Origin of the sequence: Viridibacillus arenosi (assembly GCF_001955655.1) — a bacterium.
GTDB classification, from domain to species: Bacteria; Bacillota; Bacilli; order Bacillales_A; family Planococcaceae; genus Viridibacillus; species Viridibacillus arenosi.
Genome location: NZ_MSPW01000003.1, coordinates 1 through 26048 on the forward strand (window position 1 = coordinate 1; position 26048 = coordinate 26048).

General features: G+C 34.4%; 27 protein-coding genes and 2 other annotated features. Of the genes, 21 read left to right on the forward strand and 6 right to left on the reverse strand.

From position 1 onward, the window contains the following. A partial coding sequence (locus tag BK137_RS06615; protein WP_076066826.1) for a sensor histidine kinase occupies positions 1–1250 on the forward strand: 1250 nt, incomplete at its 5' end. A 15-nt stretch (positions 1251–1265) separates the two neighbouring features. Here BK137_RS06615 and BK137_RS22230 read toward each other — a convergent pair. Then, positions 1266–1409: a hypothetical protein gene (locus tag BK137_RS22230; RefSeq protein ID WP_155981171.1), complete on the reverse strand. Its 144-nt coding sequence runs from the start codon at positions 1407–1409 to the stop codon at positions 1266–1268. A gap of 175 nt (positions 1410–1584) precedes the next feature. Between BK137_RS22230 and BK137_RS06620 the strand changes: the two genes are divergently transcribed. The 9 genes from BK137_RS06620 (at position 1585) to BK137_RS06660 (ending at position 10355) form a co-directional block, all read left to right on the forward strand. Continuing rightward, positions 1585–4713 carry an efflux RND transporter permease subunit gene (locus BK137_RS06620; protein WP_038182218.1) on the forward strand — a complete coding sequence of 1043 codons (3129 nt, stop codon included), beginning with the start codon at positions 1585–1587 and terminating at the stop codon, positions 4711–4713. Between the two features lie 247 nt (positions 4714–4960). Continuing rightward, a complete protein-coding gene (locus BK137_RS22235) occupies positions 4961–5170 on the forward strand; it encodes a hypothetical protein (RefSeq protein WP_179078252.1) in 210 nt (69 codons plus the stop codon). Between the two features lie 11 nt (positions 5171–5181). Beyond that, on the forward strand, positions 5182–5352 hold the full coding sequence (locus BK137_RS22240; RefSeq protein ID WP_155981170.1) for a hypothetical protein: 171 nt from the start codon (positions 5182–5184) through the stop codon (positions 5350–5352). A 323-nt stretch (positions 5353–5675) separates the two neighbouring features. After that, the gene (locus BK137_RS06635; RefSeq protein WP_038182209.1) at positions 5676–6050 is read left to right on the forward strand and encodes a hypothetical protein; all 375 of its coding nucleotides are present in this window, start codon (positions 5676–5678) and stop codon (positions 6048–6050) included. A gap of 88 nt (positions 6051–6138) precedes the next feature. Then, a complete protein-coding gene (locus BK137_RS22955) occupies positions 6139–6414 on the forward strand; it encodes a M56 family metallopeptidase (protein ID WP_076034809.1) in 276 nt (91 codons plus the stop codon). 34 nt (positions 6415–6448) lie between these two features. Continuing rightward, positions 6449–6697 (forward strand): hypothetical protein, encoded by a 249-nt coding sequence (locus tag BK137_RS06645; protein WP_076034810.1) that lies wholly within the window; start codon positions 6449–6451, stop codon positions 6695–6697. A 417-nt stretch (positions 6698–7114) separates the two neighbouring features. After that, positions 7115–7300, forward strand: coding sequence for a type 1 glutamine amidotransferase family protein (locus tag BK137_RS22595; protein WP_038182203.1), 186 nt, complete (start codon positions 7115–7117; stop codon positions 7298–7300). 87 nt (positions 7301–7387) lie between these two features. After that, positions 7388–7603, forward strand: a binding site (T-box leader). Between the two features lie 122 nt (positions 7604–7725). After that, entirely contained in the window at positions 7726–9006 is a 1281-nt protein-coding gene (serS, locus tag BK137_RS06655; RefSeq protein ID WP_038182200.1) for a serine--tRNA ligase, read from the forward strand. An 812-nt stretch (positions 9007–9818) separates the two neighbouring features. Next, positions 9819–10355: a hypothetical protein gene (locus tag BK137_RS06660; RefSeq protein WP_051448641.1), complete on the forward strand. Its 537-nt coding sequence runs from the start codon at positions 9819–9821 to the stop codon at positions 10353–10355. A gap of 396 nt (positions 10356–10751) precedes the next feature. On the opposite strand, the gene BK137_RS06665 is transcribed toward BK137_RS06660, so the two are convergent. Together BK137_RS06665 and BK137_RS06670 are read right to left on the reverse strand one after the other, a co-directional pair. Next, the gene (locus BK137_RS06665; protein ID WP_038182197.1) at positions 10752–12593 is read right to left on the reverse strand and encodes a sensor histidine kinase; all 1842 of its coding nucleotides are present in this window, start codon (positions 12591–12593) and stop codon (positions 10752–10754) included. Beyond that, the gene (locus tag BK137_RS06670) at positions 12590–13270 is read right to left on the reverse strand and encodes a response regulator transcription factor (protein WP_038182195.1); all 681 of its coding nucleotides are present in this window, start codon (positions 13268–13270) and stop codon (positions 12590–12592) included. Before BK137_RS06670 ends, BK137_RS06665 begins: the two co-directional genes overlap by 4 nt. A 1157-nt stretch (positions 13271–14427) precedes the next feature. Between BK137_RS06670 and BK137_RS06675 the strand changes: the two genes are divergently transcribed. The 6 genes from BK137_RS06675 to BK137_RS06700 all read left to right on the forward strand — a co-directional run bounded on the left by BK137_RS06675 (position 14428) and on the right by BK137_RS06700 (position 19855). Further along, complete coding sequence (locus BK137_RS06675; protein WP_038182190.1) at positions 14428–15420, forward strand: HAAS signaling domain-containing protein; 993 nt, start codon at positions 14428–14430, stop codon at positions 15418–15420. Positions 15421–15590: 170 nt separating this feature from the next. Next, positions 15591–15805, forward strand: a binding site (T-box leader). 49 nt (positions 15806–15854) lie between these two features. After that, entirely contained in the window at positions 15855–16943 is a 1089-nt protein-coding gene (gene proB, locus BK137_RS06680; RefSeq protein ID WP_038182187.1) for a glutamate 5-kinase, read from the forward strand. Positions 16944–16961: 18 nt separating this feature from the next. Beyond that, positions 16962–18209 carry a glutamate-5-semialdehyde dehydrogenase gene (locus BK137_RS06685; RefSeq protein ID WP_143691010.1) on the forward strand — a complete coding sequence of 416 codons (1248 nt, stop codon included), beginning with the start codon at positions 16962–16964 and terminating at the stop codon, positions 18207–18209. A 66-nt stretch (positions 18210–18275) separates the two neighbouring features. Further along, positions 18276–18671 carry a DUF4279 domain-containing protein gene (locus BK137_RS06690; protein WP_038183164.1) on the forward strand — a complete coding sequence of 132 codons (396 nt, stop codon included), beginning with the start codon at positions 18276–18278 and terminating at the stop codon, positions 18669–18671. A gap of 146 nt (positions 18672–18817) precedes the next feature. Beyond that, complete coding sequence (locus BK137_RS06695) at positions 18818–19144, forward strand: hypothetical protein (RefSeq protein ID WP_155981169.1); 327 nt, start codon at positions 18818–18820, stop codon at positions 19142–19144. Between the two features lie 189 nt (positions 19145–19333). After that, positions 19334–19855, forward strand: a complete 522-nt coding sequence (locus tag BK137_RS06700; RefSeq protein WP_038182182.1) for a tubby C-terminal domain-like protein — start codon at positions 19334–19336, stop codon at positions 19853–19855. Between the two features lie 36 nt (positions 19856–19891). Here the strand turns inward: BK137_RS06700 and BK137_RS06705 are convergent, their stop codons facing one another. Beyond that, positions 19892–20626 (reverse strand): DUF981 family protein, encoded by a 735-nt coding sequence (locus tag BK137_RS06705; protein WP_051448639.1) that lies wholly within the window; start codon positions 20624–20626, stop codon positions 19892–19894. Positions 20627–20737: 111 nt separating this feature from the next. Between BK137_RS06705 and BK137_RS06710 the strand changes: the two genes are divergently transcribed. The 4 genes from BK137_RS06710 (at position 20738) to BK137_RS06725 (ending at position 23843) form a co-directional block, all read left to right on the forward strand. Then, a complete protein-coding gene (locus tag BK137_RS06710) occupies positions 20738–21253 on the forward strand; it encodes a hypothetical protein (RefSeq protein ID WP_051448638.1) in 516 nt (171 codons plus the stop codon). Between the two features lies 1 nt (position 21254). Next, complete coding sequence (locus tag BK137_RS06715; RefSeq protein ID WP_038182176.1) at positions 21255–22067, forward strand: DUF1835 domain-containing protein; 813 nt, start codon at positions 21255–21257, stop codon at positions 22065–22067. Positions 22068–22401: 334 nt separating this feature from the next. After that, the gene (locus BK137_RS06720; RefSeq protein ID WP_038182173.1) at positions 22402–22947 is read left to right on the forward strand and encodes a hypothetical protein; all 546 of its coding nucleotides are present in this window, start codon (positions 22402–22404) and stop codon (positions 22945–22947) included. 173 nt (positions 22948–23120) lie between these two features. Continuing rightward, a complete protein-coding gene (locus tag BK137_RS06725) occupies positions 23121–23843 on the forward strand; it encodes a nucleotidyltransferase domain-containing protein (RefSeq protein ID WP_038182170.1) in 723 nt (240 codons plus the stop codon). Between the two features lie 83 nt (positions 23844–23926). On the opposite strand, the gene BK137_RS06730 is transcribed toward BK137_RS06725, so the two are convergent. Together BK137_RS06730 and BK137_RS06735 are read right to left on the reverse strand one after the other, a co-directional pair. Next, positions 23927–24349 carry a DUF4395 domain-containing protein gene (locus BK137_RS06730; protein ID WP_038182167.1) on the reverse strand — a complete coding sequence of 141 codons (423 nt, stop codon included), beginning with the start codon at positions 24347–24349 and terminating at the stop codon, positions 23927–23929. Between the two features lie 120 nt (positions 24350–24469). Beyond that, entirely contained in the window at positions 24470–24871 is a 402-nt protein-coding gene (locus tag BK137_RS06735) for a hypothetical protein (protein ID WP_038182166.1), read from the reverse strand. Positions 24872–25245: 374 nt separating this feature from the next. On the opposite strand from BK137_RS06735, the gene BK137_RS06740 reads away from it, so the two are divergent. Further along, positions 25246–25905 carry a DUF4085 family protein gene (locus tag BK137_RS06740; protein WP_076034818.1) on the forward strand — a complete coding sequence of 220 codons (660 nt, stop codon included), beginning with the start codon at positions 25246–25248 and terminating at the stop codon, positions 25903–25905. The last annotated feature ends 143 nt before the right edge of the window (positions 25906–26048 follow it).

The window sequence follows — 26048 nt, forward strand, 5'->3', positions numbered from 1 at the left end:
GTATTGCGATATTTATTACGTTTCAAGTGATACCGAGCCATATTGCGAAGCAAATTAGTAACAATGTGCAAAAAATTGCGCAATCGGTTGAAGAACAACAACTATCAGAAGATGCATTCCAAAATGAGCTATTCCAATTTTCATTGACGAATATCAGTTATCAATCGATGGAGACGTTGCAAAATTCGCCGCTACTAAGCAATGTGTCGAAGAAAAAAATTCGCGAAGGCCAGGCAGTAGAAGGCGATGACACGTCGAAAGATTTAGTGTATATCTATCCTATTGAAATTCATAGTGACACGAAATATTTACAGTTTATTTTGAAACAGACGATTTTTAAAAATATGCTGAAGAGTGCATTTATTTTATTATCAAAGATTACGCTCTTCGTCGGCATCGGCTTAAATATCTTTACGTCGATTCAAATCGTGCGCCCGATTCGCAAGCTGAAGGAATATACCGCGCAGTTTGCAAAAGGAAATTTCACATTTAAACATACGAAAAACTATTCGAATGAAATTGACCAGTTGTACGAAAGCTTCGGGACGATGTCGAATGACTTAGAGAAAATGCTACAGTCGCAAAAAGATTTCGTGTCGAATATTTCGCATGAATTCCAAACGCCCTTGACTTCGATCAAAGGCTTTACAAAAGCGTTGCAACAAAAGGAAATGTCGCGCGAGAAGCAGCTTTATTACTTACGAATTATCGAGCATGAAAGCGCCCGTTTATCGCAACTAAGTCGTAATGTACTGAAACTATCGAGCTTGCAAAATGGTACGCAACCACTCGAAAAACGAACATTCGATTTAGCAGAGCAACTACGCCAAGTTATCATTTCACTTGAGCCGCACTGGGCCACCAAAGCGATTGAGTTTGATGTACAAATCGAGCGCAGTATCATTGAAGCAGATGAGTTACTGCTCTATCAAGTGTGGTACAACTTAATTAACAATGCGATTCATTTTACGCCGGAAAATTGTAAGTTAGGGCTTACATTGCGCAGTGATGGTGAACATTACACGATTCAACTAGAGGACGAAGGACCTGGCATTGAGCAACCCGAACTAGATCGCGTTAAAGAACCTTTTTATAAGGCCAAAAATCAAAAATCGACCGGCAATGGCCTTGGCTTATCAATCGTCGAAAATATTGTGCGAAAACATCATGGTACATTCCAGCTTGAAAATTATGAACGTGGCTTACGAGTAACCGTTATTTTACCGCATAAAAATGAAGCGACCAACTAATCGGGTACTGACTCACTAAAATGAGACAGTGAATGTTTCAATTTGTGTATCATTTTTGATTCCTAACTCTTCTTGAATTTGTTTTTTCGGTACACCCGCTAACCTTCTTTCAATTGCCATCATTTTTAATTCATATGAATATACACGTTTTTTGCCCATTCAAAAGCACCTCCAAAGTGCTTTTTTATGTTGTCTAAAATATTTAGGTCAGTCCAATCGGTTGCTTCTTTTTTTATTATTTTCCGATTACGTAACATTGAGTTAACATTCGCTTTTTATGATAGTCCTTATCGAAGGGTTTGCCCTTCAATTTATAAAGAAAAGGATGAAAACATTGAAGCACATTATTGATTTTATGATTGGTAACAAACTAGCAGTGTGGATTTTGACGGTCTTACTGATTGTCTGGGGTATTTTTGCGTCAACGACGATTAAATACGAATCCATTCCGAACATTTCATTACCGACATTAAGCGTATCAGCGGTCTATCCGAATGCCACCCCTGAGCAAGTTGCCGACGATGTATCGAAGCCCCTCGAGGATGCGATTTCCTCTATTAAAGGCGTCGATAGCGTCAACAGCAAATCGTCTCAAAACGTTGCATCACTGACAGTCAATTACGACTACGACACCGATTTAGATAAGGCCCAAACTAAGCTTGAAAAAGCCTTCAAATCGGTCGACTTACCAGAAGGTGTCGACGAACCAACAATCATGCAATTTAGCTCAAGCATGATGCCTATTTTAGCACTTAGCGTCTCTAGCGAAGATGGCAATTTAAAAACAGCTACTCAATTCGTTGAAGATGATGTGAAAACCGCACTTGAGAAAATCGACGGTGTTGGTCAATTAACGGTAACAGGTCAAGAAGCATACGAAATTGAATTGACGTATGATGAAGACAAATTAGCAGCGCTTGGCACTACAGCTGCAGCTGTCACCCAAGCAATTCAAGGTCAAAACGTTACAAATCAGCTTGGCCTTTACACATTAGATGACACGAAAAAATCGATTGTCGTAAACGATAAAGCGACATCGCTTAAACAGTTGAACGACATGGATATCGTGTTTGGTTCAAGTGCAGGCGCTGCACAAAGCCAAGCGCATACTGACGCTGGTCAAGCCGCTTCTGCTGGCGTTCAAACAGTGAAATTAAAAGACGTGGCTACACTTGAAAAAGTCGAAAACCACGACTCTATTTCACGCGTCAACGGCAAAGAAGCAATTTCAATTCAACTTACAGCGACACAAGACGCCAATACGGTCGATGTTGTCAACGCTGTGAAAGACAAAATAACAGATTTAGAAAAAGCGAATATCGATATGAATATCGATATTACGAGCGACCAAGGTCAACCAATTGAAGATTCTGTGAATACGATGCTTGAAAAAGCAATTTTCGGTGCGATTTTCGCCGTATTAGTCATTCTAATCTTCTTACGTAACTTCCGCTCAACAATCATTTCAATCGTTTCGATTCCACTATCATTATTAACATCGATTGCCATCATTAAATCGCTCGATATGACGTTAAATATGATGACACTCGGTGCGTTAACTGTAGCTATCGGACGTGTAATCGATGACTCGATTGTCGTTGTCGAAAACATTTACCGACGCATGTATGATAAAAACGAGCCGTTACGTGGTCGTCAATTAATCGCGTCTGCTACGACAGAAATGTTCAAACCGATTCTGTCATCTACATTAGTAACGGTCGCGGTATTCACACCAATCATCTTTATCGATGGTATGGTCGCTGAATTATTCGGTCCATTTGCAATAACGATGGCTATTGCTCTTGGCATATCGTTAATCGTGGCCATTACAGTCGTACCAATTATGGCGCACACAATGTTCAAAAAAGAAATTTTAGCTACACCAGAACAAAAAGTCGGCAGTAAAGAAAAACATAGTCGTATGGCCATTCGATACGGTAAAATGTTAAATGCCGCATTAAATCACAAAATTATTACATTAGTCATTGCGCTCGTTATTTTAATCGGCTCTGTCGCGCTATTACCGAAAGTGGGCTTTAGCTTCTTTGGTAGCGACCAACAAATGACGATGATTACGACGTACACACCAGCGACTGGAGAATTAGATGACGAAGTAAATAAATCCGTGAAAGAAGCGGAAAAATACATCGCAAAACAAGGCGACGTCACACTCGTACAATCATCAATCACATCAAGCTCTGCTTCACCAGATGCGATGTCAATGATGGCAGGCTCTGGTTCGATGCTATACATCATTTTCAATGAAGATGTGAAAAACTTAGATGCCAAACAACAAAAACTGTTCGATCATTTAAAATCATTCGGTCATAAAGGGACTTGGAAGCAACAAGACATGTCGATGACCGGTTCTTCAAACGAAGTGAGCTACACGATTAGTAGTACAGATCGTGCAAAAGTCGAAAAAGCTGCCCTTCAAATCGAAGACGTTTTAAATGACGACAAAGGATTAAAAGATGCAAAGTCAAGCGTATCTGATTCCTATCCACAATATACATTTAACTTGAAAGAAAAAGCACTAAAACAATATGGCTTAACAGCTAACCAATTATCACCAATGTTAATGCAAGCGACAGGTGATACGATCGTCACAACGCTTGAAGATGGCGACAATACGTTAAATGTTATCGTTGCACAAGACGACAGCAAAACGTTTGAAACGATGAAAGCCTTCTTAAAACAAGATATTACGACGCAGCAGGGTACGGAGAAACTGTCTGATTTAGTATCAATCGACAAATCAACAACACCATCATCAATTAGCCGTCAGGATAATAAAGAATACGCAACAGTTACTGCCGGCATTAAGGGTGATGACGTCTCTGCGATTTCAACTCGTATTAAAAAAGAAGTCAACGATATCGACTTTACCAAAGGTGTAACCCTTGAACAAGGCGGTACATCTGCAGATATCCAAGAAACATTCACACAATTAGGCTTAGCGATTATTGCGGCCATTTTCCTTGTGTATTTCATTTTAGTTGTCACATTCCGAGAAGGTTTAGCACCGTTTGCGATTCTCTTCTCATTACCATTTACACTAATCGGTGCCGTTCTTGGCTTACTTATTGCTGGCGAATCATTCACTGTATCGTCTATGCTCGGTATTTTAATGCTCGTTGGGATCGTTGTCACGAATGCCATCGTGTTCGTCGACCGCGTTATTCATAACGAACTTGCCGGCGAAACGATGCGTGATTCGTTAATCGATGCCGCTGAAACGCGCTTACGTCCTATTTTAATGACGGCGATTGCAACCGTATTCGCGCTATTACCATTAGCTCTAAGCAGCAGCTCAGGTGGCTCAATTATCTCGCAAGGCTTAGGAATTACTGTTGTCGGTGGTTTAATTACATCAACAATTTTAACGTTATTTATCGTACCGGTTGTCTACGAAGGATTATCAAAATTGTTCAAGAAAGACCGCCACAAAACAATTGAATAACCGCTAATAAGGAATTTAACAATTCGCCTCCGGATAAACCAATTTTAAGCGCTGCATTGGGATGCTTATCAATACTATTAAGATGGTACTGTTGTAGAATGAACAGGCAATGCGACTACTTGTATTGATTAGTCTGCTCGGTTTTGAGCTGGTAGCCGCAGTACTATGGGTGGAAGCCACATCGGTATCCATCGTTTATTCGGCAGTGGCTTTATTGGGACTTACTTTCGGAGGTGCAGCCACCCTGTTGCAAACTGCACTTGCTTATGCAAGCGGTGAAGAAGGTGTTGATGTCGTAATGCCTATTAATACCACTGAATGGAATTTAGCAGTTGCTGGTGGTGCTTTGCTAGAGATTGTTGGTGTACAGTCATTTCCAGGAGTGCTGTTGATGTTGCTGCTTGTTGTTTTGATTATAGCGTGGAGTGTAAATAGACACGGATTTCCACGAAAGTAGTGAAAATCCATATGCAAGAAAATGAAGCAGAATGGAAATTAGAGTACGGAATGAAACAACATGCGATAGACGAAAAAGCAGAAGAGTTAGATGTAAAAGGATTGTATCGAATGAATCTGAACTCAACAAAAGGGCACCACTGTTTAGTAACATTAGTAGAAAATGATCAAAATATTTTTTAAAAATCTCATACTTAGTTAGAAAAATTAACTCCATTTTGAACAATCCTTTTTCAAAATGGAGTTTTTGCATTTGCTGTTAAATAAAGGTTGAAGGAAACTTTTTGATCAATCTTTTTTCTAAAGCTACAGGAGATATCAATTAATTTTTTACTAACGGGGATTTAGTAGAAGGTCGTTGAGCTATCAATACGAGGCTCTTTTTTCTTATTTACTAAAGGGGCAGTTTAGTTCAACAAGCGTAGGGTCTTCGAACTGTGCAAAATTAAAATTTCTACAAACTTCCATAATTTGGTTTATACTAATAAAAAGGAGTTGTTTTTTAATTGAATGTTAAAAATATAAGTACATCCATTTCTGAAGATATTATTATTACTAATTTGACAGGTTACATAACCCTTGCAGATGTAAACGCATGGTTTAATTCATTTGAAAAAACGTGCTATTCATTTATTAGACAAGGAAAAAAGTATAAGTTGTTAATTAATCGTAAAGGTTATACTCCAGAACATTTTTCTGTACAAAAATTGTGGAAAGACAAATTGTTCGCTAATAATATTTTAGAGAACACTATCGCAGTCGCTTTTTTATTAGAAGAAGGGGATATATTAACTCACCTTGAACAGTCTAATACAAAAGACAACGCAATGTTCTCAAGTAACTATGATCAATTAATTGATTGGCTTACTAAATATAATTAATGGATTTCACTCCTAAGTTGCTAAAAGGTAACTTTTTTTATTTCACAGTTTGTGTTAACTCAGGCTTAACTATTATCAGTTTATTACTTTGTATTTTCCATTAGTTTGGCTTATGTATTTTTTAGTAAACAGAGACATTGAATTCTCTTGCGACGAAAGGGTTATTAGACAATTTGGAGATAAGGCAAAGTCAGCATATGCACTATCTCTCATCAATATGGCAGATGAAACCTATACGGTTACGTCGCTTTGTAATCATTTTAGTAAAAACGGGATTGAAGAAAGGATAGTGTCCATTATGACCTTAAAGAAAAAGTCTGTTTTAGAAACAGCATTCGCATGTACATTAGTCATTAGAGGATGACCGTCTTGCGGCAACTGGCCAAGAGTCACCAACGTTGAAAGAAGGCAAAGAACGAAATCCAGTTAGTGTTACTGATACATCAAATAGCACGACGGAATCACGTGTAATCACAACAAATAAAGGCAAAGAACGAAATGCAGTTAGTGTTACTGATACACCAAATAGTACGACAGAACCACGTGTAATCACAACAAATAAAGGCAAAGAACGAAATGCAGTTAGAGTTACTGATGCATCAAATAGTGCGACGGAACCACGAGTAATCGCAACAAATGAAGAATAAATAAATTACTCCAAAGACTAGTCCTCAATGAGCAATCATCAGAGAACAGTTTCCTGATGATTGTAGGAGAAAAGGGTGTGCTTTAGTTCAATAAACGAGTTATAAAAACAAACGAACATTTAAAGTGAAAGATCGACTCCTTAAAGGAGTCGATCTTTTTTGTTAATTATAGGAGAGATTTCTTATTTGCAGTACAAAGCTAAATTCAAATAAGTACTTATACAAAATACGTAAAGTGTAGCTTTGAAAAAAAGATTGATTATTTATAATAAAGTTTGATTAAAAACATCTCACCTCTATAGATTTCTTAGAGGTGAGATGTTTTTTTATTGGATATTTATGTTAATATCACTATAAAGATTGTGAAGTGTTGTCCTTAAACTAAACAATAGAAAGTGACTAAAAGGGGTATTCTAGATGAATTATAACTATATTGAAAACATTCAATTGTTTTATTCTGACCTTTCCATTGAAGACTTCGGGCTCCTCATATTAATGCAGTCGGTAAAAATGTTGAAATTCGCTGAATATGAGGGGAAAATTATCTTAGCGCGAAATGGTCATTTATTGGGTTGTGCATTTCATTCCGGAATTAACCGGTGATTCAAGAATTCTAGAATATTTTGTATCTTATGGTATGACTTGCAAAATCTGTTTTCATATAGTACAGTATGGTTAAAATTTAAATAACTGAACACGATGATGGGAAGTAGTAGCAAGCACGTTTTTTTTAGAGAGTCAGCGGTTGGTGGAAGCTGATAGAAGCACTTGTGAATCCGTCCTGGAGTTGCACAGTCGAAGTAATGTAAGTAGGCTGTAGCCGGCTGAAATGCCGTTATGAAATAAGTGGATTAGGTATATGCCTAATCAATTAGGGTGGCAACGCGGGTAGCTCTCGTCCCTTTTTAGGGATGGGGGCTTTTTTGTGTTTATTTTGATTCTAAGCGGAGCTATTCGAGTTTAGCTTGCAACGCAATTACACCAAGACTTAACGGATGCAATGACATTAAACTACTGGAGGTATGACTATGTTAGATATTAAACGCGTACGCGATAATTTCGCGGAAATTAAAGAAATGCTATTAACACGTAATGAAGATTTAGGCAACTTAGATGACTTTGAGGATTTAGATGCAAAGCGTCGTGAGTTAATTGCTAAAACAGAAGAATTAAAAGCAGAACGAAATAAAGTATCTGAACAAATTTCAATTATGAAACGCAACAAGGAAAATGCAGATGAAGTTATTGCTCGTATGCGTCATGTAGGCGATGAAATTAAAGAGCTAGATGTTCAACTAAATGATGTTGAAGAGCGCTTTAAAGATATGATGATGCGCTTGCCAAACATTCCACACGAATCTGTACCAGTAGGGACAACAGAAGACGACAATGTAGAAGAATATACTTGGGGTGAAATTCCAACATTTGATTTTGACATTAAAGCACACTGGGATCTTTCTACAGATTTGAAGATTGTTGACTTTGAACGAGGTACAAAAGTAACAGGTAGCCGTTTCTTATTCTACCGCGGGCTTGGAGCTCGTTTAGAACGTGCATTAATGACATTTATGATGGATTTACATGCAGAGGAGCATGGTTATGAGGAAATGCTACCACCTGTCATTGTTAATCGTGATAGCTTGACGGGTACTGGAAATCTTCCTAAATTTGAAGAAGATGTATTTAAATTAGAGGAAACAGATTATTTCATGATTCCAACGGCAGAGGTACCTGTAACAAACTTCTATCGTGATGAAATTTTACTGGCTGAGGATTTACCACAAGGTTTTGCTGCCTATAGTGCGTGCATCCGTTCAGAAGCGGGATCTGCAGGTCGTGATACACGTGGTTTAATCCGTCAACATCAGTTCAACAAAGTAGAACTAGTTCGCTTTGTAAAACCAGAGGAATCATACGAACAATTAGAGCTATTAACAAATCATGCGGAAAAAGTATTGCAATTACTAGGCTTACCATATCGTAAGCTAAAAATGTGTACAGCTGATTTAGGTTTTACTTCAGCGAAGAAATATGATTTAGAAGTTTGGATTCCTGCACAAAACATGTACCGTGAAATTTCTTCTTGCTCTAACTTTGAGGATTTCCAAGCACGACGAGCGAATATCCGCTTCCGTCGTGAGCCAAATGCAAAACCAGAATATGTTCATACATTAAACGGTTCAGGTCTTGCCATTGGTCGTACAGTTGCCGCTATCCTAGAAAACTATCAACAAGCTGATGGAAGCGTAGTAATTCCTGAAGTTTTAAGACCATACATGGGTGGTAAAGAAATAATTGCACCAAAATAAATAACGGGTAAAAGCTATTTTAGATATCCTTTAACAGGTAATTGTATTGCCTTTTTATCGATTTACAGGTGCTTTTAATAGTATCGGGTGGTGTAAACGTCGTGGAATTGAAAAAATGCTTTATTTCTTAAAGGAAATTTAGCGGGACTAAAAAAGATGTTACTATAATAAAGGATGGGGTGCATTAGAAAAAATTTAGAAATGACATTTTGCAGCTCTTTCGCAATTTCCACTATTCCGCAATCGGGCGCTTTAGTTGAACAAACAAGTTAGAAAAAACATTATATCTAAGGTCTTTTTTTATCTTTAAACGTATGAAAATAGATAGAAACAAACATTTGAAGTAAAAGATCGAGAGCTGTTACGACAGCTCTTTTTTTATTCAACTAAAGGGGCAAGTTAGTAGAAGAAGTTACAGAATAATTATTATTGAAACATTACGTTGAATTTTTTGATGAAAAAGATATAGTAGGGACAAAAAAATTGATTTTAAAAACAAGAAAACCCGGCTGAAGGACGGTAGTCCAACAGTCGGGCATTTTTCTTTACTTATACGTCGAAAGTATATGTAATTTGGTATTTGAAAATATCATTGATTGGTGATCCATTACCTTAAATTGTGATTTCGCTAACATTAGCAAAAACGCCTGCAAACGAAGATCATTATGGTAAGTTAATCGCAGTCTTTTGGTTAAAATTACGCAAAAACAAAAAACTTTATTTCCAATTGATACCGTCTTGACTTCATCTTAACATTGTCCAACTATAATCGTTTTTGTAAGGCAAATAAAACAATGGAATGAGGAATTTAAATGGGTAAAAAGAATTTATTCACTGTACTTAGTATTTCAACAGCATTATTAGTAGGAACTGGAAGTGCCTATGCTACACAAATTCAGAAAGATGAGGCAGTAAAAGCGGAACAAATAGTTAACAAACAATCGAATGAAACAACAAAACAAGAAGTAAAAGTACAAGAAAGCAAAAAAATACCAACTGAATTTAGTTTTACTGATGAGGCTTTTTTTACAAGTGATGGTCAGCCTGATTACTATGCTGATAACTTTTTAAATAATCAGGACCTATTTTCTTTATTAAATATGAATGGGGCAGAATTAAAACAAGAATTAGCAACTGGAAAATCGGTTGTTGAAATTGCATCATCTAAAAATGTTTCCACACAACAAGTGTTTGAGGTCATTGCGAAAGCACAGATTATCCTGCAGATTCAAGGTGAAGAAAATGGAGAAATTCCTAAAAACTCTCATACAATGGAACAACGATTAAAAGAGATTGAACCGAAAGTATTACAAATGATTGAGCACAAAACTGAAACACCTTGGAGGTAATGTTCTGTTTCACCGCTTTACTGATTAGAAAATTCAAATATTAAAATTTTTTGTAAAACAAAAAAGACTCCTCTTATTGACTGGGAACTGACCCCATAGTTTGAGACAAATAAAAACACCTTAAGTTGAAAAACAGGTATGTATTACCTAAGACAACTTGGAGGTGTTTTTCTATGGGTACAAGAGTAAGTTATCCAGCAAATATAAATTAAGAGCAGGAGTACCTGTAAAACCAAATAAAACACAAATCAAACCATAGTTGAGATTTGTTCCCTGTCTCATTAACTTGGTCAGTTCGCTAAGAGGACGCCTTTTTCTTTCATACCACACTTAATAACAGTCATCTACTTCAAATGAAAGATATGATGGTAACCTGATGTTTAAATACAGTACATTTCAACGATTCATATTTAAGTAAAAGTAAAATAGTACCCCATCCGAAGTATTCATGACACCATACTGCAAACCATGTAGATCTAATATATTTTTCGAAATGGCTAGACCTAATCCTGTACTACCTTCAGATCGTCGTCTAGACATATCACCACGATAGAATCGTTCCCAAACCTTTTCTAATTGGTCACCTGGAATATGTGATCCTTTATTTTCCACGCATACTTTTACCTGCTCATTCTCAACGATGGTCGAAATATAGATATGCTCATTCAAAGGTGTATAACGGATTGCATTTGTAATATAGTTCGTAATGACTTGTTCGATAAGATGTTGATTTGCTAAAACTTTTATTGAAGTTAATTCTTTATGAATGGTTAATTGCGTTTTCTCTATTTCTAAATGTAACTGATGACAAATATGCTCAATTACTTTGTCTAAATAAAAAGATTCCATTTTCATTTTGTACGTTCCAGACTCGTATTTTGCTAGTTCAAGCATATCGATTATTAAACGATCCATCTTGTCTACTTCTTTTTCCATCGCTTCAAAGTAGTAATCCTTCTTATGACTAGCAACACCGTCTTTCAGGATCGAAATACAACCTTTCATAATACTTAGTGGGGTCTTCAATTCATGTGAGACACCTGAGATAAATTCTTTTCTAGTATTCTCTAATTGTTTTTCTTTTTCAATGTCTTGTTGTAGCTGAGTAATGTGCGAATGTAGTGTATCCGATAGTAAATTTATGTTCTGAGATATATCGCCTATTTCGTCTTTAGAGAAATATTCAATTCGTTCTGAAAAATCTAAGCCTGCAATTTTTCTAGTTGAATTGTTGATTTTTAATAATGGTCTTGCAATTTTAATTGAATAGTAGAAAGAAGCCAAAATAGTTAGTAGTAACACAAAAGCTATCATATAGATAAAATAATCGTTGACCATTTGTGCAGCTTCATCTACTGGTTGTAAGGAAGCCATAGCAAAAATATAACTAATGTTTCCATTTTTATCTTTAACCGGGTCAATGAACAGTTTATATTTTATTCCATTTGTATCATAATTATCTGTTGTGAATGTTGTGAATTGATTTTGTTCATTAAACAATAAGCCTGTTTGGAAATCACTAATACGCTCCATAAAAAAGCTATTACTATAAATGATACTGGAAACATCATTTTGTTCAGGAAATCGGACATTCTGTACGATTCCTTTAAATTGATTAATTCGAAAATTAGGATGATATTGATTTTGATATTTAATTGATATTGTTATTTTCTCATGTAGATTATATTCTTTAAGTTCTTTACTATTCATTTGGAGTTCATTATCAATTCTTGTCCAAATAAATTGATTTAACCAATCAGAATCATTCTGTACAGAATATAGATAAAACGGGAGTATTATATTATTTTTTTCAATCGTATAAAGATCCACTTCCTCACCCATTGTAATGGTAGGCGTATCTTTAAAAACATCTTCTCCTTTTAATAAATGATACAGTGGAATCGTTACGAATTGATTTGAATTTTTCTCGTCATTTATCTTTATTTTTACATAGTAATCATTTGATGATATGATATTTCCTTTTTTATCCAATGTGGTTATCCATGTATTGTTAGTACGATAAAAATCTTGTTCTAATTGCTGGATGGATTGCACATTTCCATTACTTTTTAAGTATTGTTTCTCAAATGATTTGATACTTGATTTCAAGTCATTTACTTTCTGATTTTCATAGTATTGCTTAAAGAATATGGTCTGACCAATATAAATTGTCCCTGTAATGAACAAACATAGCGTTGTTGTTAATAAAAATAATTTTAAAACAATACCGTATTTCATAAACTCTCCTCAAACTTATACCCTGTTCGAATAATCGTTGAAATCAGTTTTGATTTGGTTCCTAATTTCGCTCGCAAATTACGAATATGTGTATTGATCGTTCGATCATCACCAAAGTAGTCATGTCCCCAAACCTTATACAAGAGTTGTTCTCTTGTAATCACGATTCCTTGATTTTGCATTAAATACGTTAAGATTTCAAATTCGGTATGTGTTAAATTAACATTTACACCTTCTACCTTTACTAACCTTGAAGAAAAATCTACTGAAATCCCATTTTTAGTTAAAGTATCAATTGATCCTTCATTCAATCGATATCGACTTTCAAGTAAACGTTTAACTCTTGCTAATAAAATTGGTGGACTATATGGCTTTGCAACATAATCATCAGCACCTAGCTCAAACCCAAGTAATGTATCATCCTCATCAATACGTGCGGTTAACATGATGATTGGAACATTTGATACCTTACGGATTCTTCTACAAACAGTCCATCCGTCTACTTTTGGCAACATGATATCAAGAATAATTAGATGAAAAGCATAGTTTTGAAATGATTCTATTGCTTGTTCACCATCAATGGCTTCAACTACCTTATACCCCTCGTTTAATAAATAATCTTTCACTATCTCACGTAAAATAGTTTCATCTTCCACTATTAAAATTTTGTACTGCATTTTCAAACCCCCACACTCTCTTTTGATACGATACTCTTTATTCTTATTATCCAATAACTCTTCGATTACTACATCCTTAAATGAATAAATCGTTCCCATTACGAGAGAGAGTAAATATAAAAGGAAAAAAACCATTAAACATGGTAATAAGAAAAATGTTGCAACTCTACAATTGTTATTTAATTCTTTACCAATGGTTATGTGCTAACTTCTTTCAATATTTGAATTTCAATAAATTTAAAATCTGTTTCAATAAAGTATAGCCTTACGAAATAAAGATGAGGTAAAGATACCATTAGAGATATTAGAGAATGAACTCCAAAAGCTCAAAAATTTAGCAGTGAATGTGAATATAAATGGAAAATGAGAATTCGAATCCCCCATAAGTGAAAAAACCTTTTATTTTTCACAAGTGAAAATAAAAAAGAGAGGAACGCAATAGGTTGTGTTCGTTTATTTGTAAAGTGAATTAAAGTAGTTGCATCTGACGTAACGGTAGATATTATACTTAAGAAAAGGGAAATGAAAATATGTATTCAATTGGTCAATTTGCGTACAAATTCGCATGTTTCTTATCAATAGTAGGTAACTTTAGAAAGTAGTGAAGCAACGCTATTGACAAAACTGCTTTTTCGTGAGATAATAATTTTTATGCTGATTAGCTAGTTTATAAATATTGGCATTCTACTAAATGTTTTTGTAGATACTTATTCACACTGGAGTGACTTTGGGGTCACAAGGACGCAAAAGAAGGTAGGGTTTGCGTTGCTTAGGTTAGAAAGCTAACCAGTGGAATTTTACCGCGGTACAGAAAGCTATAGGCTTTTGAGTAAATATTCCCCGGATGATTGGGTTGAAATTTGAGTTTTATTAAAATTAGCTAATTATAAATTAAGGGGTACTCTCATGCTGAGGGTGCCCCTTGTCCAATTCTAGAACTGTTTTTACATATAAAACAAATGATTAATGCAAATTGATATGATTAAGAAATGACTATCTCTTCAAGTAGATAGTCGTTTTTTTATTTGACTGTATATAAAAATGAGTGTGGTGCATATAATACATTTGGCTAATATATTATGTATATGTAATTAAGTGGTAAAATAATGGGGGATACAAAATGCATCAACATAAGGTAGACAAAGGGGATGGTACCAATGGAATTAATTGATAAATATATCCATGAAGTAACTCGAAGATTGTCTCAAAAAGATCGAGCAGCTATTGCTCTTGAATTGAAGGCGACTATTGAAGATATGTTGCCTTCTGATTATACGGAAAAAGACATCAAAGAGGCGCTTGTAAAATTAGGTGATCCAGCAGTTCTTGCAAAAACCTATCAGGATAAACCCATGTATTTAATTGGTCCTATATATTTTCAATCCTATATATCTCTTTTAAAAACGATAGTTCCGATTGCAATGACTATTGCTCTTATTGCATTTGTCATAGATTTTGCTTTTAGTTATGAGGGGGATGAAGCCTTATTAATGGTAGTCCTCAAACTTGTTGGTAATGGTATTGGTATGATGCTAGAAGTTGCGATTCAAGTATTCTTTTGGTTAACCTTAATCTTTGCGTTTCTCGAAAGATTTGCCAAAGAGCCGAAAGAGGAAATTTTGACTGGTCTTCAAAAATGGACACTTGATGATTTAAACAAAGTGCAGCTAACTACTAAGCATAAATCTATTTCAAAGTATGCGTTTTTTGGTAGTTTAGTATGGACCGCTATTTGGGTTTCAATTTACTTTAATGCGGATCGTTTAATTGGAGTGTACGTGAATAGAGAAGAAGATCTCATTTTTAAATATCCAACATTTAATCAACAAATTTTAAATGATTTTTGGATTCTAATTGTGATTATTGCTGTCTTGGGTATTGCATTATCTCTCTATAAACGAATCCAAGGACAATGGAGTAAAAAAGTCGTTATTTTCCAAACGTTTTATGAGCTCATTGCTACTGCTGTCTTGATCATAATCATTACGCGACCGAATATTATAGAACCAGAGTTCACAAAGTACTTATTGAATTTTATTGATATGCAGGAGGACAGATTTGTATTACTGATTGTATTAGCTACCATAGTGATTTCTATTATCACTGCTGCTTTTTCTATAAAAGATGCTGTAAGCAGAACGAAGATGTAACAATCCTACCAAATATCATACAGGAAACGACTAAGTCGTTTTTACATGAATTATTCTTATGTGTAAAAGATTATGAAGTATCACAAATAGATGTTGAATTAAGCATTATTTCTTTATTTATGCAATGATTATTGACAGTTAAAAGAATCTGTTGCATGCTTATAATTAAATATTTAGCGAAAAGAAGACTAGTATGTGTGATCTTACTGTATAAGAGAGCGATGTTCACCGGCTGCAAGACATCGTAACAGCAAACACACGGAACCTACTTCTTAGCTCCTATGCAAACATAGGCGCAGTCTCAAGCGTTATGAGGTTGAGTGGGGTGCATTTAATGCATTCAACTAAGGTGGTACCACGAGAAGTAACCCTTTTCGTCCTTGATATATTCGAGGGCGAAAAGGGTTTTTTATGTTGTATTGGAGGCAATAAAGATGGATAAAAAACGAATTGTTGTGAAAATAGGTAGTAGCTCTTTGACGAATGCGAAGGGTGAGATAGATCAAGTAAAGTTTCAAGATCATATAAATGCAATTGCAACACTACGTAAGGCAGGTCATGAAGTGGTATTAGTATCTTCTGGGGCTGTGGCATGTGGTTTTCGTAAGCTAGGTTACTCTTCAAGACCTGTTACGTTAAAAGGAAAACAAGCAGCTGCAGCAGTTGGTCAAAGCCTTTTAGTACAATCATATACAGAACAATTAAGCAAACATGGTATTGTGACAGCACAGATTTTATTAACTAGAACGGATTTCTCAAGCAAGTATCGTTATAAAAACGCTTATTCTACATTGTCAGAATTATTGGATCGTTCCGTATTACCAATCATCAACGAAAACGATACGGTGTCAGTAAAAGAACTTACTTTTGGTGACAATGACATGCTCTCTGCGTTAGTAAGCGGATTAGTACATGCTGATCAGTTAATAATCTTAACAGATATAAATGGATTGTATGATGCGAATCCATTTAAAAATCCAGATGCAAAACGCATTGATTTTTTAACTGAAGTTACTGAAGAAATGTTGTCATTCACTAGTGGAGCAGGTTCAAAAGTAGGAACGGGTGGCATGGAATCAAAATTAATGGCAGCGAAAACAGCATATGAACTTGGCGTGAAGGTATTTATCGGTATCGGAAAAGGTGATCGAAAATTATTGCAAGTATTGGAGGGTACAGGGGACGGGACGTATATAGAGAAAGACGAACTACCTGTATTAAATAACAATAAACAATGGATTTCATTATTTTCAGCTGTTTCAGGTAAAGTTTTTGTGGACGAAGGTGCGGAGCAAGCACTTGTCTCCAAAGGTAGCAGTTTACTTCCTGCAGGTGTATATAAAATGGAAGGTGATTTCCAAAAAGGCGATGTTGTTGAAGTTTACGGTAAAAATGGCGTGCTTGGAAGAGGAGAAGTATTCTATTCCGCAGATGAACTAAAACAAGCTATGGGGAAACGAACAAACGAACTAATCGTATCAAATATTGAGGTCATTCATCGTGATAAGTGGGTAAAAGCATAACTAAGTGGAGGTAACATAATGAGCGAAGTAGAAAAAAAGGGTAAGTTAGCGAAAATAGCAAGTTATCATATGAACAGTAAAACAACGCAAGAAAAAAATGAAACATTACAAAAAATTGCAGAGCAACTACTGATAGATAAAGAATATATAATTGAAGAAAATAACAAGGATATTGAAGCAGGTAGTGAAAAAGGTCTTTCAGAATCAGTTTTAGATCGCATATTCTTAAATGAAAAACGCATTCAAGATATGTCAGATGCGATTCTATTATTAGTAAAGTTAAATGATCCAGTTGGTGAAGTATTAGAGGATATTCAGAAAGAAAATGGTTTGCATATTCTGAAAAAAAGAGTGCCACTTGGTGTGATTGGCATGATTTATGAAGCAAGACCAAATGTTACTGTAGATGCAGCGACACTAGCTTTGAAAACAGGAAATGCTGTACTTTTACGTGGCAGTTCATCTGCGAAGTTTTCGAATATCGCACTAGTTGCATCGATACATAAGGCACTTGAGCAGACAACACTACCAGTAGATGCAGTGCAGTTAATCGAAGATACAAATCGTGAAACAGCGAAGGAATTATTCCATCTAAAAGAATATCTAGATGTACTGATTCCTCGCGGTGGAAAAGCATTAATCGATACGGTTGTAAGTGAAGCGACAGTTCCGGTTTTAGAAACGGGCGCGGGAAATTGTCATATTTATATAGACGAATCGGCAAAACCTGAGATGGCAACAAATATCGTCATTAACGGAAAAACACATCGTCCATCTGTATGTAATGCAACAGAAAGTGTATTAATCAATGAAAAATGGTTTGCACAGCACGGTGTTGCGTTATTAGAAGCTTTAGCGGCACATGACGTTGAGATTATTGGCGATGGCACTGTTTGTAATGCATATTCAGATGCAAAGCTTGCTACAGAAGAGGACTGGGCAACAGAATATTTGGCATTAACAGTTAGTGTAAAAATCGTGTCAAATGTTGTAGAAGCAGTCGAGCATATAAATAAATATGGTACAAATCATTCTGAAGCTATATTAACGGAAGATGCGATTGCAGCAGCGCAATTCTTAAACGGTGTTGATGCTGCAGCAGTTTATCATAATGCCTCTACGCGCTTCACAGACGGCTTTGAATTCGGTTATGGTGCGGAAATCGGCATTAGCACTCAAAAGCTTCATGCAAGAGGACCAATGGGATTACAAGCAATGACTTCGAGTAAGTATTTTGTATATGGGAATGGGCAAGTAAGGGGCTAATAACTGATTACAAAAAAATGTGTATTAGCTGAAAAAGGAGATACCATCTTGGATAAAACAAAAGTAATGGCTTATTTTAGTGCGTTTGGAGATAACTTTCCTTTGGAGGAAGTAACAAATGGTCTGGATGTAGAACCTACAGAAACATACAAAAAAGGGGATGTTATTAAAACTTTCGCTACTAAAATTTTACGTAGAAAAGAGACAAGTTGGACTTTAAGTACGGGCTATCAAGAATCTCTCGATATAAACGAACAGTTGGATGTAATATTAAAATCCCTAAAAGAAAAAACAAAAGAATTATTACAACTAAAGAAGAAATACGATTTACAATTTCAATTTATGATTGTAATCGAAATAGAAAATAATGATAAACCTGCAATGTATTTGCAGAAAAATATCATAGACTTTTCTAGTTCAATAGATGCGGAAATTCAATTTGATTTATATGTATATAGTTAAATAGAAAAAAGCTGTTAGTTTTAAAACTAACAGCTTTTTTTGATTATGATTCACTAAAAAAGTTCGAGCAAATTGATTTGCCAACGCAAACTTCCCAACTAATAATATCTTTTTATATAAAGGAAAATTTACACTGAATATTAAAATTGATATTGGAAATAGATTTTAATGAAAAAGATTCATATATAACAGTTAAAAAAATTCCTCCGTTGGCAACGGTTGAAATTTCGGAAGAAACACAAAAAGAACTACTAAAGGCTTTTGAAAATGCGAAATTTAAAGAAATGAAAATGGAGGATTCAAATATAGACCTACATTACAATTACCTCATAAACATTTCGGTAAGTGGGTACTTTGCTTTGTTTGTGGATTCATCTAATAAAATCATATACGTGGATGAGACACAAAAAAAATATATAATGGTGGATGATAACGATTTTTTTGATATTTTAGAAAATGCTGTAAAGAAATAAAAAAGTGTATTTTTATTACCGATAGGAAGCTAAAACCAGTTGATGATGTCTAATTTGACAATGTCCTGTTATTGCATCGTTAATACTTTTGATAGTTTACTATAAAATCGTTATAAGCCAGTAAGTGCGTTCCTGCCCTGAAAATGCTATAGTTTACTTATGAAACGTTTAGATTTAAAGGAGCAAATGATGCAAAGATATACTTATTTACACCCAAATTCGATTGAAACAACACCAAAAATTACGGTAGCTGATGAGTCAGGTCAGGCTATATTCACATTTCAACGCCACTACTCAAATAGTTTGAAGCGTATACTAGATAAAGTAATGGATTATCGTTATTTTTTAAGATATGACGTTTTTGATATGCAGGATGAGCCACTTTTCACTTGTAAAAAGGTAACTCGTAAAGGAAAAGTTTTTTATGAAGCAAAAGATTTAAAACAACAAAAGAAATATATGCTTGCCTACGATGGTTGGAAGGAATTGATTCCAGACCTTGTGATCACAGATAGTCAAATGAAAATGATGATACATAAGGAAATGGAAGATTGGTCCCGCTTTGCACTTGATGATGTAGATATTGCCCGTTGGAAGGCAACAGAAGGTGATGAGTTCTTGATAGAGCTAGAGATTGAAGAGAATTCGCCAATTCAAAATCCAGCATTTTTCATCGCAATCAGTCAATGTGTTCTGTTTGTTGGTGCATAAATTAAAACGTAGTAGATATAATGTCTACTACGTTTTTTATTTGCCCATTGAATGGACTATTAGACCAATATGTGTAAAATAATTCAACATGCCAAATAAAATAAAGGCAATCCCTGCGATTTTCCAACAAGTGATCATGATATTGAAGATACTCGGTTTTGCATATTGTTTTAAAGTAAAGGGTAACAATATTGCGCCAATGCCTGTTATTCCGTATAGAACGGATATGAAGAGTCCTTCAACTAAAGGGTATTTGGTAAAGGAACTCGTAATTAGATCATCATTAAAAGTTGAGAATAATTGAAGACGGATACTTGCAATGGTAATAGAAAAAAGAGCTAAACCCATAGCAAAAGTAAAGTATGAAAGTGGTTTTAGCAATATGGGTGCTTCTTTCATTAATATTCGAGAAATAGTCATTGAATCAATATAATCAACGTTATTTTTCGCGAAAACATTAGCTTTTCTCCATAGAAGAATTGATACTGCTAACAATAAAACACCAAAAGCTAATGAAAGCTCGCCGAAGATAATAATGTTATAAAGAAAATCTATTTTATATAATGGCCATTTTAAAGACATTTGCGCTCCAGTTATTGTTAAAATAAAACCTGGAATAGCAAACCCAATTGACCATCCTTCCAATTGTCCAATTTTTGATCTCTTCAAATGCTTCATAAATCGAACTATTAACAGTAATCCAACACCGATTGTAATAGACATTATGGCACCATTGAGAGGTATCGTACCTAAATTTATAGTAATGTTCATCACTCCAAACAAAGAAAGAATGGACTTAGTGTCAACATTAGAGAGAAAAACATGCATACTTAGAAAGATAAATGAAAAGCGTAAAAGACACTGTAGGAATGAGGAACGAAGATGCAGTATCTAATTTTTTTAAAAGGAGTGAGCGAATTGAAAGAGAGAGTGTTACCAATAGCTTCAATAATTTTATTGATAACAGCTGTATATTTTTACATTAAAGCAAGGCAATATGCGTTTATAGATAATTTGGGAAGATTTATAACAATATCAATTGTCTTATTAATGGGATTGGGAATCTATTATATATTGCAGCGACAAGGAAATCAGTATGCACCCATTAGTTCTCGCTTAGGTATTTCCAGCATCATTTTCGTCCTAATATTACTTATTAGTTTTGAATTTTATAAACCAACATATACACTTGCTGAAGCTGAAGTGAAGATTGCTGACTATTATAGCGTAAAAGTAATGACAGAAGAAACTGGTAAAACCATTTATAACACAGATTCTTTTGCATTACATACAGATTGCTATTTAATTATTGGTAAAGATGGCGAAAAAGAAAATCGCTATTTGTTTTATCCATATTCTGGTGAAATGACTAAAATAGAAAGCGAACAGGAGCGATAATTTGAACAAAATACATATCGTATTTGGAGACTCGGCTGCTGGTAGTTTAAAACATGCACTACATTTGATGAAAAAAACAAAGGAGGAAAGGGTTTTTGTCGTTAGAGATGTTTTTTCCATAGGACCATTAAATGATCCACAGGCTCGTATTGACTGGATGCAAGAACACATCATAAGAGAAGTGGAAAAGTCGTATGATCCTTTACAAAGCGATCAATTTAAAGGCATACAAGATGACGTACCTGTTTGTATTTGGGTATCTGAAAGTGCGCATGAACAAACAGGGTTACGGTTTGTAATAAATGAATTAAATAATACCCAAAATCCAATTGAAATAGTGAATGTTAGTACTCAATTAAAACAGTTAGAGCCGCTGTTTGTACCTAGGACTACAGGAGAAGTGGTTCCTGAAAAATTAATTAATATGACGTCATCTGGTGAGTCAGTCTCCAAATCGGATCAAGCTCGTTATATTAAAGAGTGGCAGAAACTCTCAAAGACAATGAATGATCTACGCTATCTGGAAGACGGCATAATTATTTCTACAGAAGCTAATTATTATGATAATTTCATCATTGAATGTGCTAGATATTTACATAAAGAACTTCAGGATAGGACTGAAGAAGAGCCTGAAGAATTTATGAAGGCAGCTAGGTTAGTTGGTGAAGCATTTGGCAATATTGAAAATCATATCGGTGATGCATTTATTGAGTACCGTTTAAGAGAGTTAATAGCAAACGGTATGTTTGAAGTAAAAGGAGACACAAGTGCTATGCGCTTATACAGCGTAAAATTAAAGGCTGCCTTCATGTAAAATGAAGCAGTCTTTTTTTTATAAAGTTAAGATTATAAGCTCTTGATGATAAAAAAGGCATTAAGTCGACATCTATGGAATAGAAAATAAAAAAAGTGGCATATCTATATAAAATCGGAAATTCATAGAGCTGCAAACAAAACATTATTGAGTTATTGGATATATGGTTAAAAAAATCAAAAAAGGGTGAGACTGAAAAATAAGAATAAGTCTAAATTGTTACTAATTAATTTTATTTAGTAATTATGAATTATCCTTGCAGCTTAAAAATAGTAAAAGAAATGCATTAATGTTAGAATTATTTGAAATTAAAGATAACTTTAGGAGGCAATCCATGCGCAAATTTACTAAACAGAAAGCTTTTTCTTTCCTCTCAGTTTTGATGGCAGGTTCAATATTGATAACAGGTTGTAGTAGTGATAAGACAGCCAAAAAGGTAGAAACCATTGGGGTAGTTGCTGAGGCTGATGCAAAAGTTTCTAATGACTTTAAGCAAAGCATAGAAGCAGTGTTAAAAGTTGAATTGCCAACATCTAAAGAAGAAATTCACAGTGTTGTAAAAAGCATTGTTGATGATGAATCTTATTTAAAGAATGCAGAAAATCGAGAAAAATTCCTAAAGCTAGCAAATCAGCAAATAGCGTATTTGAAAACTGTCGACATATCTCCTAAGACTGAAGCTGAAAAAGAAATTCATCATGCCTTCAATAACTATATAGGTTATCAAAAAGGTATATACAATAGCTTGAAATCATATGCAGATGACCAAGATGAATTTTTTATGAATACGTATGCTACGAATAAAAGCATGTCCGAGAAATACTTAAAAAACTTAGAAGAAGCGCTAGCAAAGTATAATGTGTCAATAAAAAATAAATAAGGGTGATTTATTTTGACCATCCTGACAAAGACGATTAACTCATTTTTGAGTATTAATCGTTTTTTTTTTTGACTTTGTTATCTTGTGTTTTCAGGATTTCACTAGTATTTTTACTGTTCATTAGCTAATATGGAAATTAATATAAAAAATTTACTCAATACGAGGTGATGATCATGGGGGATTTCAAGAAAATAAGCCCAATTGAAGCAGCGCATCTATTTATCAATAAGTATTTTCCAAATTGTCAAGGAGCAGTGTTGGCTGGAAGTGTTGTAAGAGGAGAGGGAACAGATACTTCTGACCTCGACATAGTCGTATTTGATAAAAGTCTAAATTCAAGTTATAGAGAGTCCTTTAACGAATTTGGGTGGCCAATCGAAGTTTTTATACATAATTTAACGTCTTACAAACACTTTTTCGAACTCGATTACAAAGCTGCTAAGCCTTCTATGCAAAGGATGGTATGGGAAGGGATTATATTAAAAGATAAAGGGATTATCCAATCGATAAAGCTAGAAGCTAAAGAGATTTTAGATAAGGGACCTGACAGATGGACGGAAGAAATCATTACAACGAAGCGATATTTTATAACAGATGTATTAGATGATTTTATAGGTTGCAAAAATCGTGCAGAAGAAATTTTCATTGCTAACACATTAGCTGAGCTTATTCATGAATTTGTGTTAAGAACTAATGGTCAATGGATAGGATCCTCAAAATGGATAATTCGAGCATTAAAGAACTATGATGAAAAGTTTACCGAGGAATTTGTTGATGCATTCGATACGTATTATAAAACGGCAGAGAAAAAAAAAGTTATTCATTTAAGTGAAATGATATTAGAGCCTTATGGAGGTCGTCTATTTGAAGGCTTTTCGATGGGAAAAGCTAAGTAAAATCATGAATTAAAAAATGAAATAGAGCCATAGAAAGAGAACGCTTTAAAGTGGTCTCTTTCTATGGAGCATTTATCATAAGATTAAGTATTACTGATTCGATGCTTAAATCGTTTGAGTTGAAAAAGAATAAAGCAACCGATACAAAACCCTAAAATAGCTATAAAAGAAGCAACAGCGACCATGATCGTAAATGTATATGCAAGTACTGACCAATTAGTTAAATAGCCAATTAAGCCAAGAAATAAGCAAGAAATAGCTATACATGAATTAAACTTTTGCTGGCCAACATCTTCAGGTATATAAGCAGAAGGTTCTTTTTTCAAAAAGCGACGAGCAAATTTCATAATGGGATTATAATTAAAAATCAAACCAAGTAAATTTGCCAATAAAGGAATGGCTAGTATCCAAGGCTGATCTGTAATCCAAGTTAAAATAACGCTTAAAAGTATAGTCCATTGATTTACACGAACTAATGGCCTTGGAATAAAAGGAACAGTACTCAAATTAAAAACCAACCTTTCTTATTGGAATAATATTATTTTATGCGAAATTGTTTAATTTGTGAAGACGAAAATACAATTAAAAGGAAAAAGCTGCACCAAAAGGGTAGCAGCTTTACACAATTAATATTGATATTTCTTTGTGTCTGTAATGATTTTAAAGTGAATACCTTTAATTTCCTTCGTAATTTCCTCTTTTACGTCATCCAGATTGACTAGTTTATTCGACCCTACATAAGTTGAAAGCTCATCCATTAAGCGATCAAATGAGTTTGAAAATAAGCTACGCATCGCATCAAAGTCTAAATTTCGGAAGCTTCCATCGATCTCGTAAGCTTCGATTGAATTCATTTGCTTTGAAGCACCCGCAAAGCGATCATCATACACCGTATATGTTTCATCAGAAAAGGCAACGATATATAATTCTTCTCCTGTAACCGTATGTAATTCAATATTGTTCTTATGTTTTTTGACATCTGTAATGCTGTGAATACCTTCTGTGTGTTTAATGTTAAATAAGCTCATATAAAAACCCCCTAGATATTAAAGCCATATAGAATCTAGTCGAATGATAATTCCTATATAGTTACTTTCATCATATCACAATTACCGGATACTTGAATTTATACATTATAAATTACTTATTATAATATCAATATTTTGTGAACTTTATAAATATATATTTTACATTATTACCATAAATTTATAATTTAAATATTTACAAGGAAAATAAAGGATGTATAATAATATATGTAAATATAAAATAGAATTATAGACACCTCGGTAGTCTATATAATAACCCCAATATTTACCCATATCTTTATTAAGCTTTATCAATCACTTATCTATGTTTTTTTCACCAGTTTATAAAAGTTTTACTTATGGAAGGGACTGGATTTATGAAATATTTTACAAAGCAGTGGTTCGAAGAAAATCAATTATCTAATTATTTATTTTTCCTTGTTACCATGGTCGATTGGGAAGAGGAAAAAGCTTATTATAGAGAGTATGGTATAGATTTAGAACAGGAACGAAAAATGGAGTTACAACGTGATCGAGAAAAGTTGTTAAGATTTTTACCTGAAGAATTCCATCCTTTTGTTCTAGATGGTTCTATTATCGCAGGATCACCAAATGACAATTTGCGTAACTTGGCAAAAATCTGGTTGGAGCATTTTGATGCTTTGTCCAATGAAAAATTTGAAAGATGTGCAGCAGATTTTATATCAGCTAAAAGTAAACTTCCTAAAGCGGTAAATGATCTATTTGTTGACTCATTTCATGACGCAATAATTCAAACAATAGAAAGAAATGCAGACCATACATGTACAATCAAGTTGAATTTAGAAAATACGTATCATGAAAATGATATGTTAATAATTACTTTCACTGGTGTTAGTGAATTTACTAGTACCGCATCAGTCGGAAATGGCTCATGGTGGTTGTACGAAGAGGTGTCAATAGTTGAGGGTGGTTTTAGACTTAATGTTTTATTTGATAGCCCCTTAGCTGAATTTACTATCGTCGCTAAAGATGTTGTAATTGAATCTAAACAGTAAATAAGAGAACACATATGGCATTGATATGTATCGATGCCGTACGTGTTTTTGTTTACCCATGTATATGACCACTATATTCTGCAAGACTCTATAAATTTATTTACTAGTTAAATAAAATTAAAAACAAATTGACGATATTATTC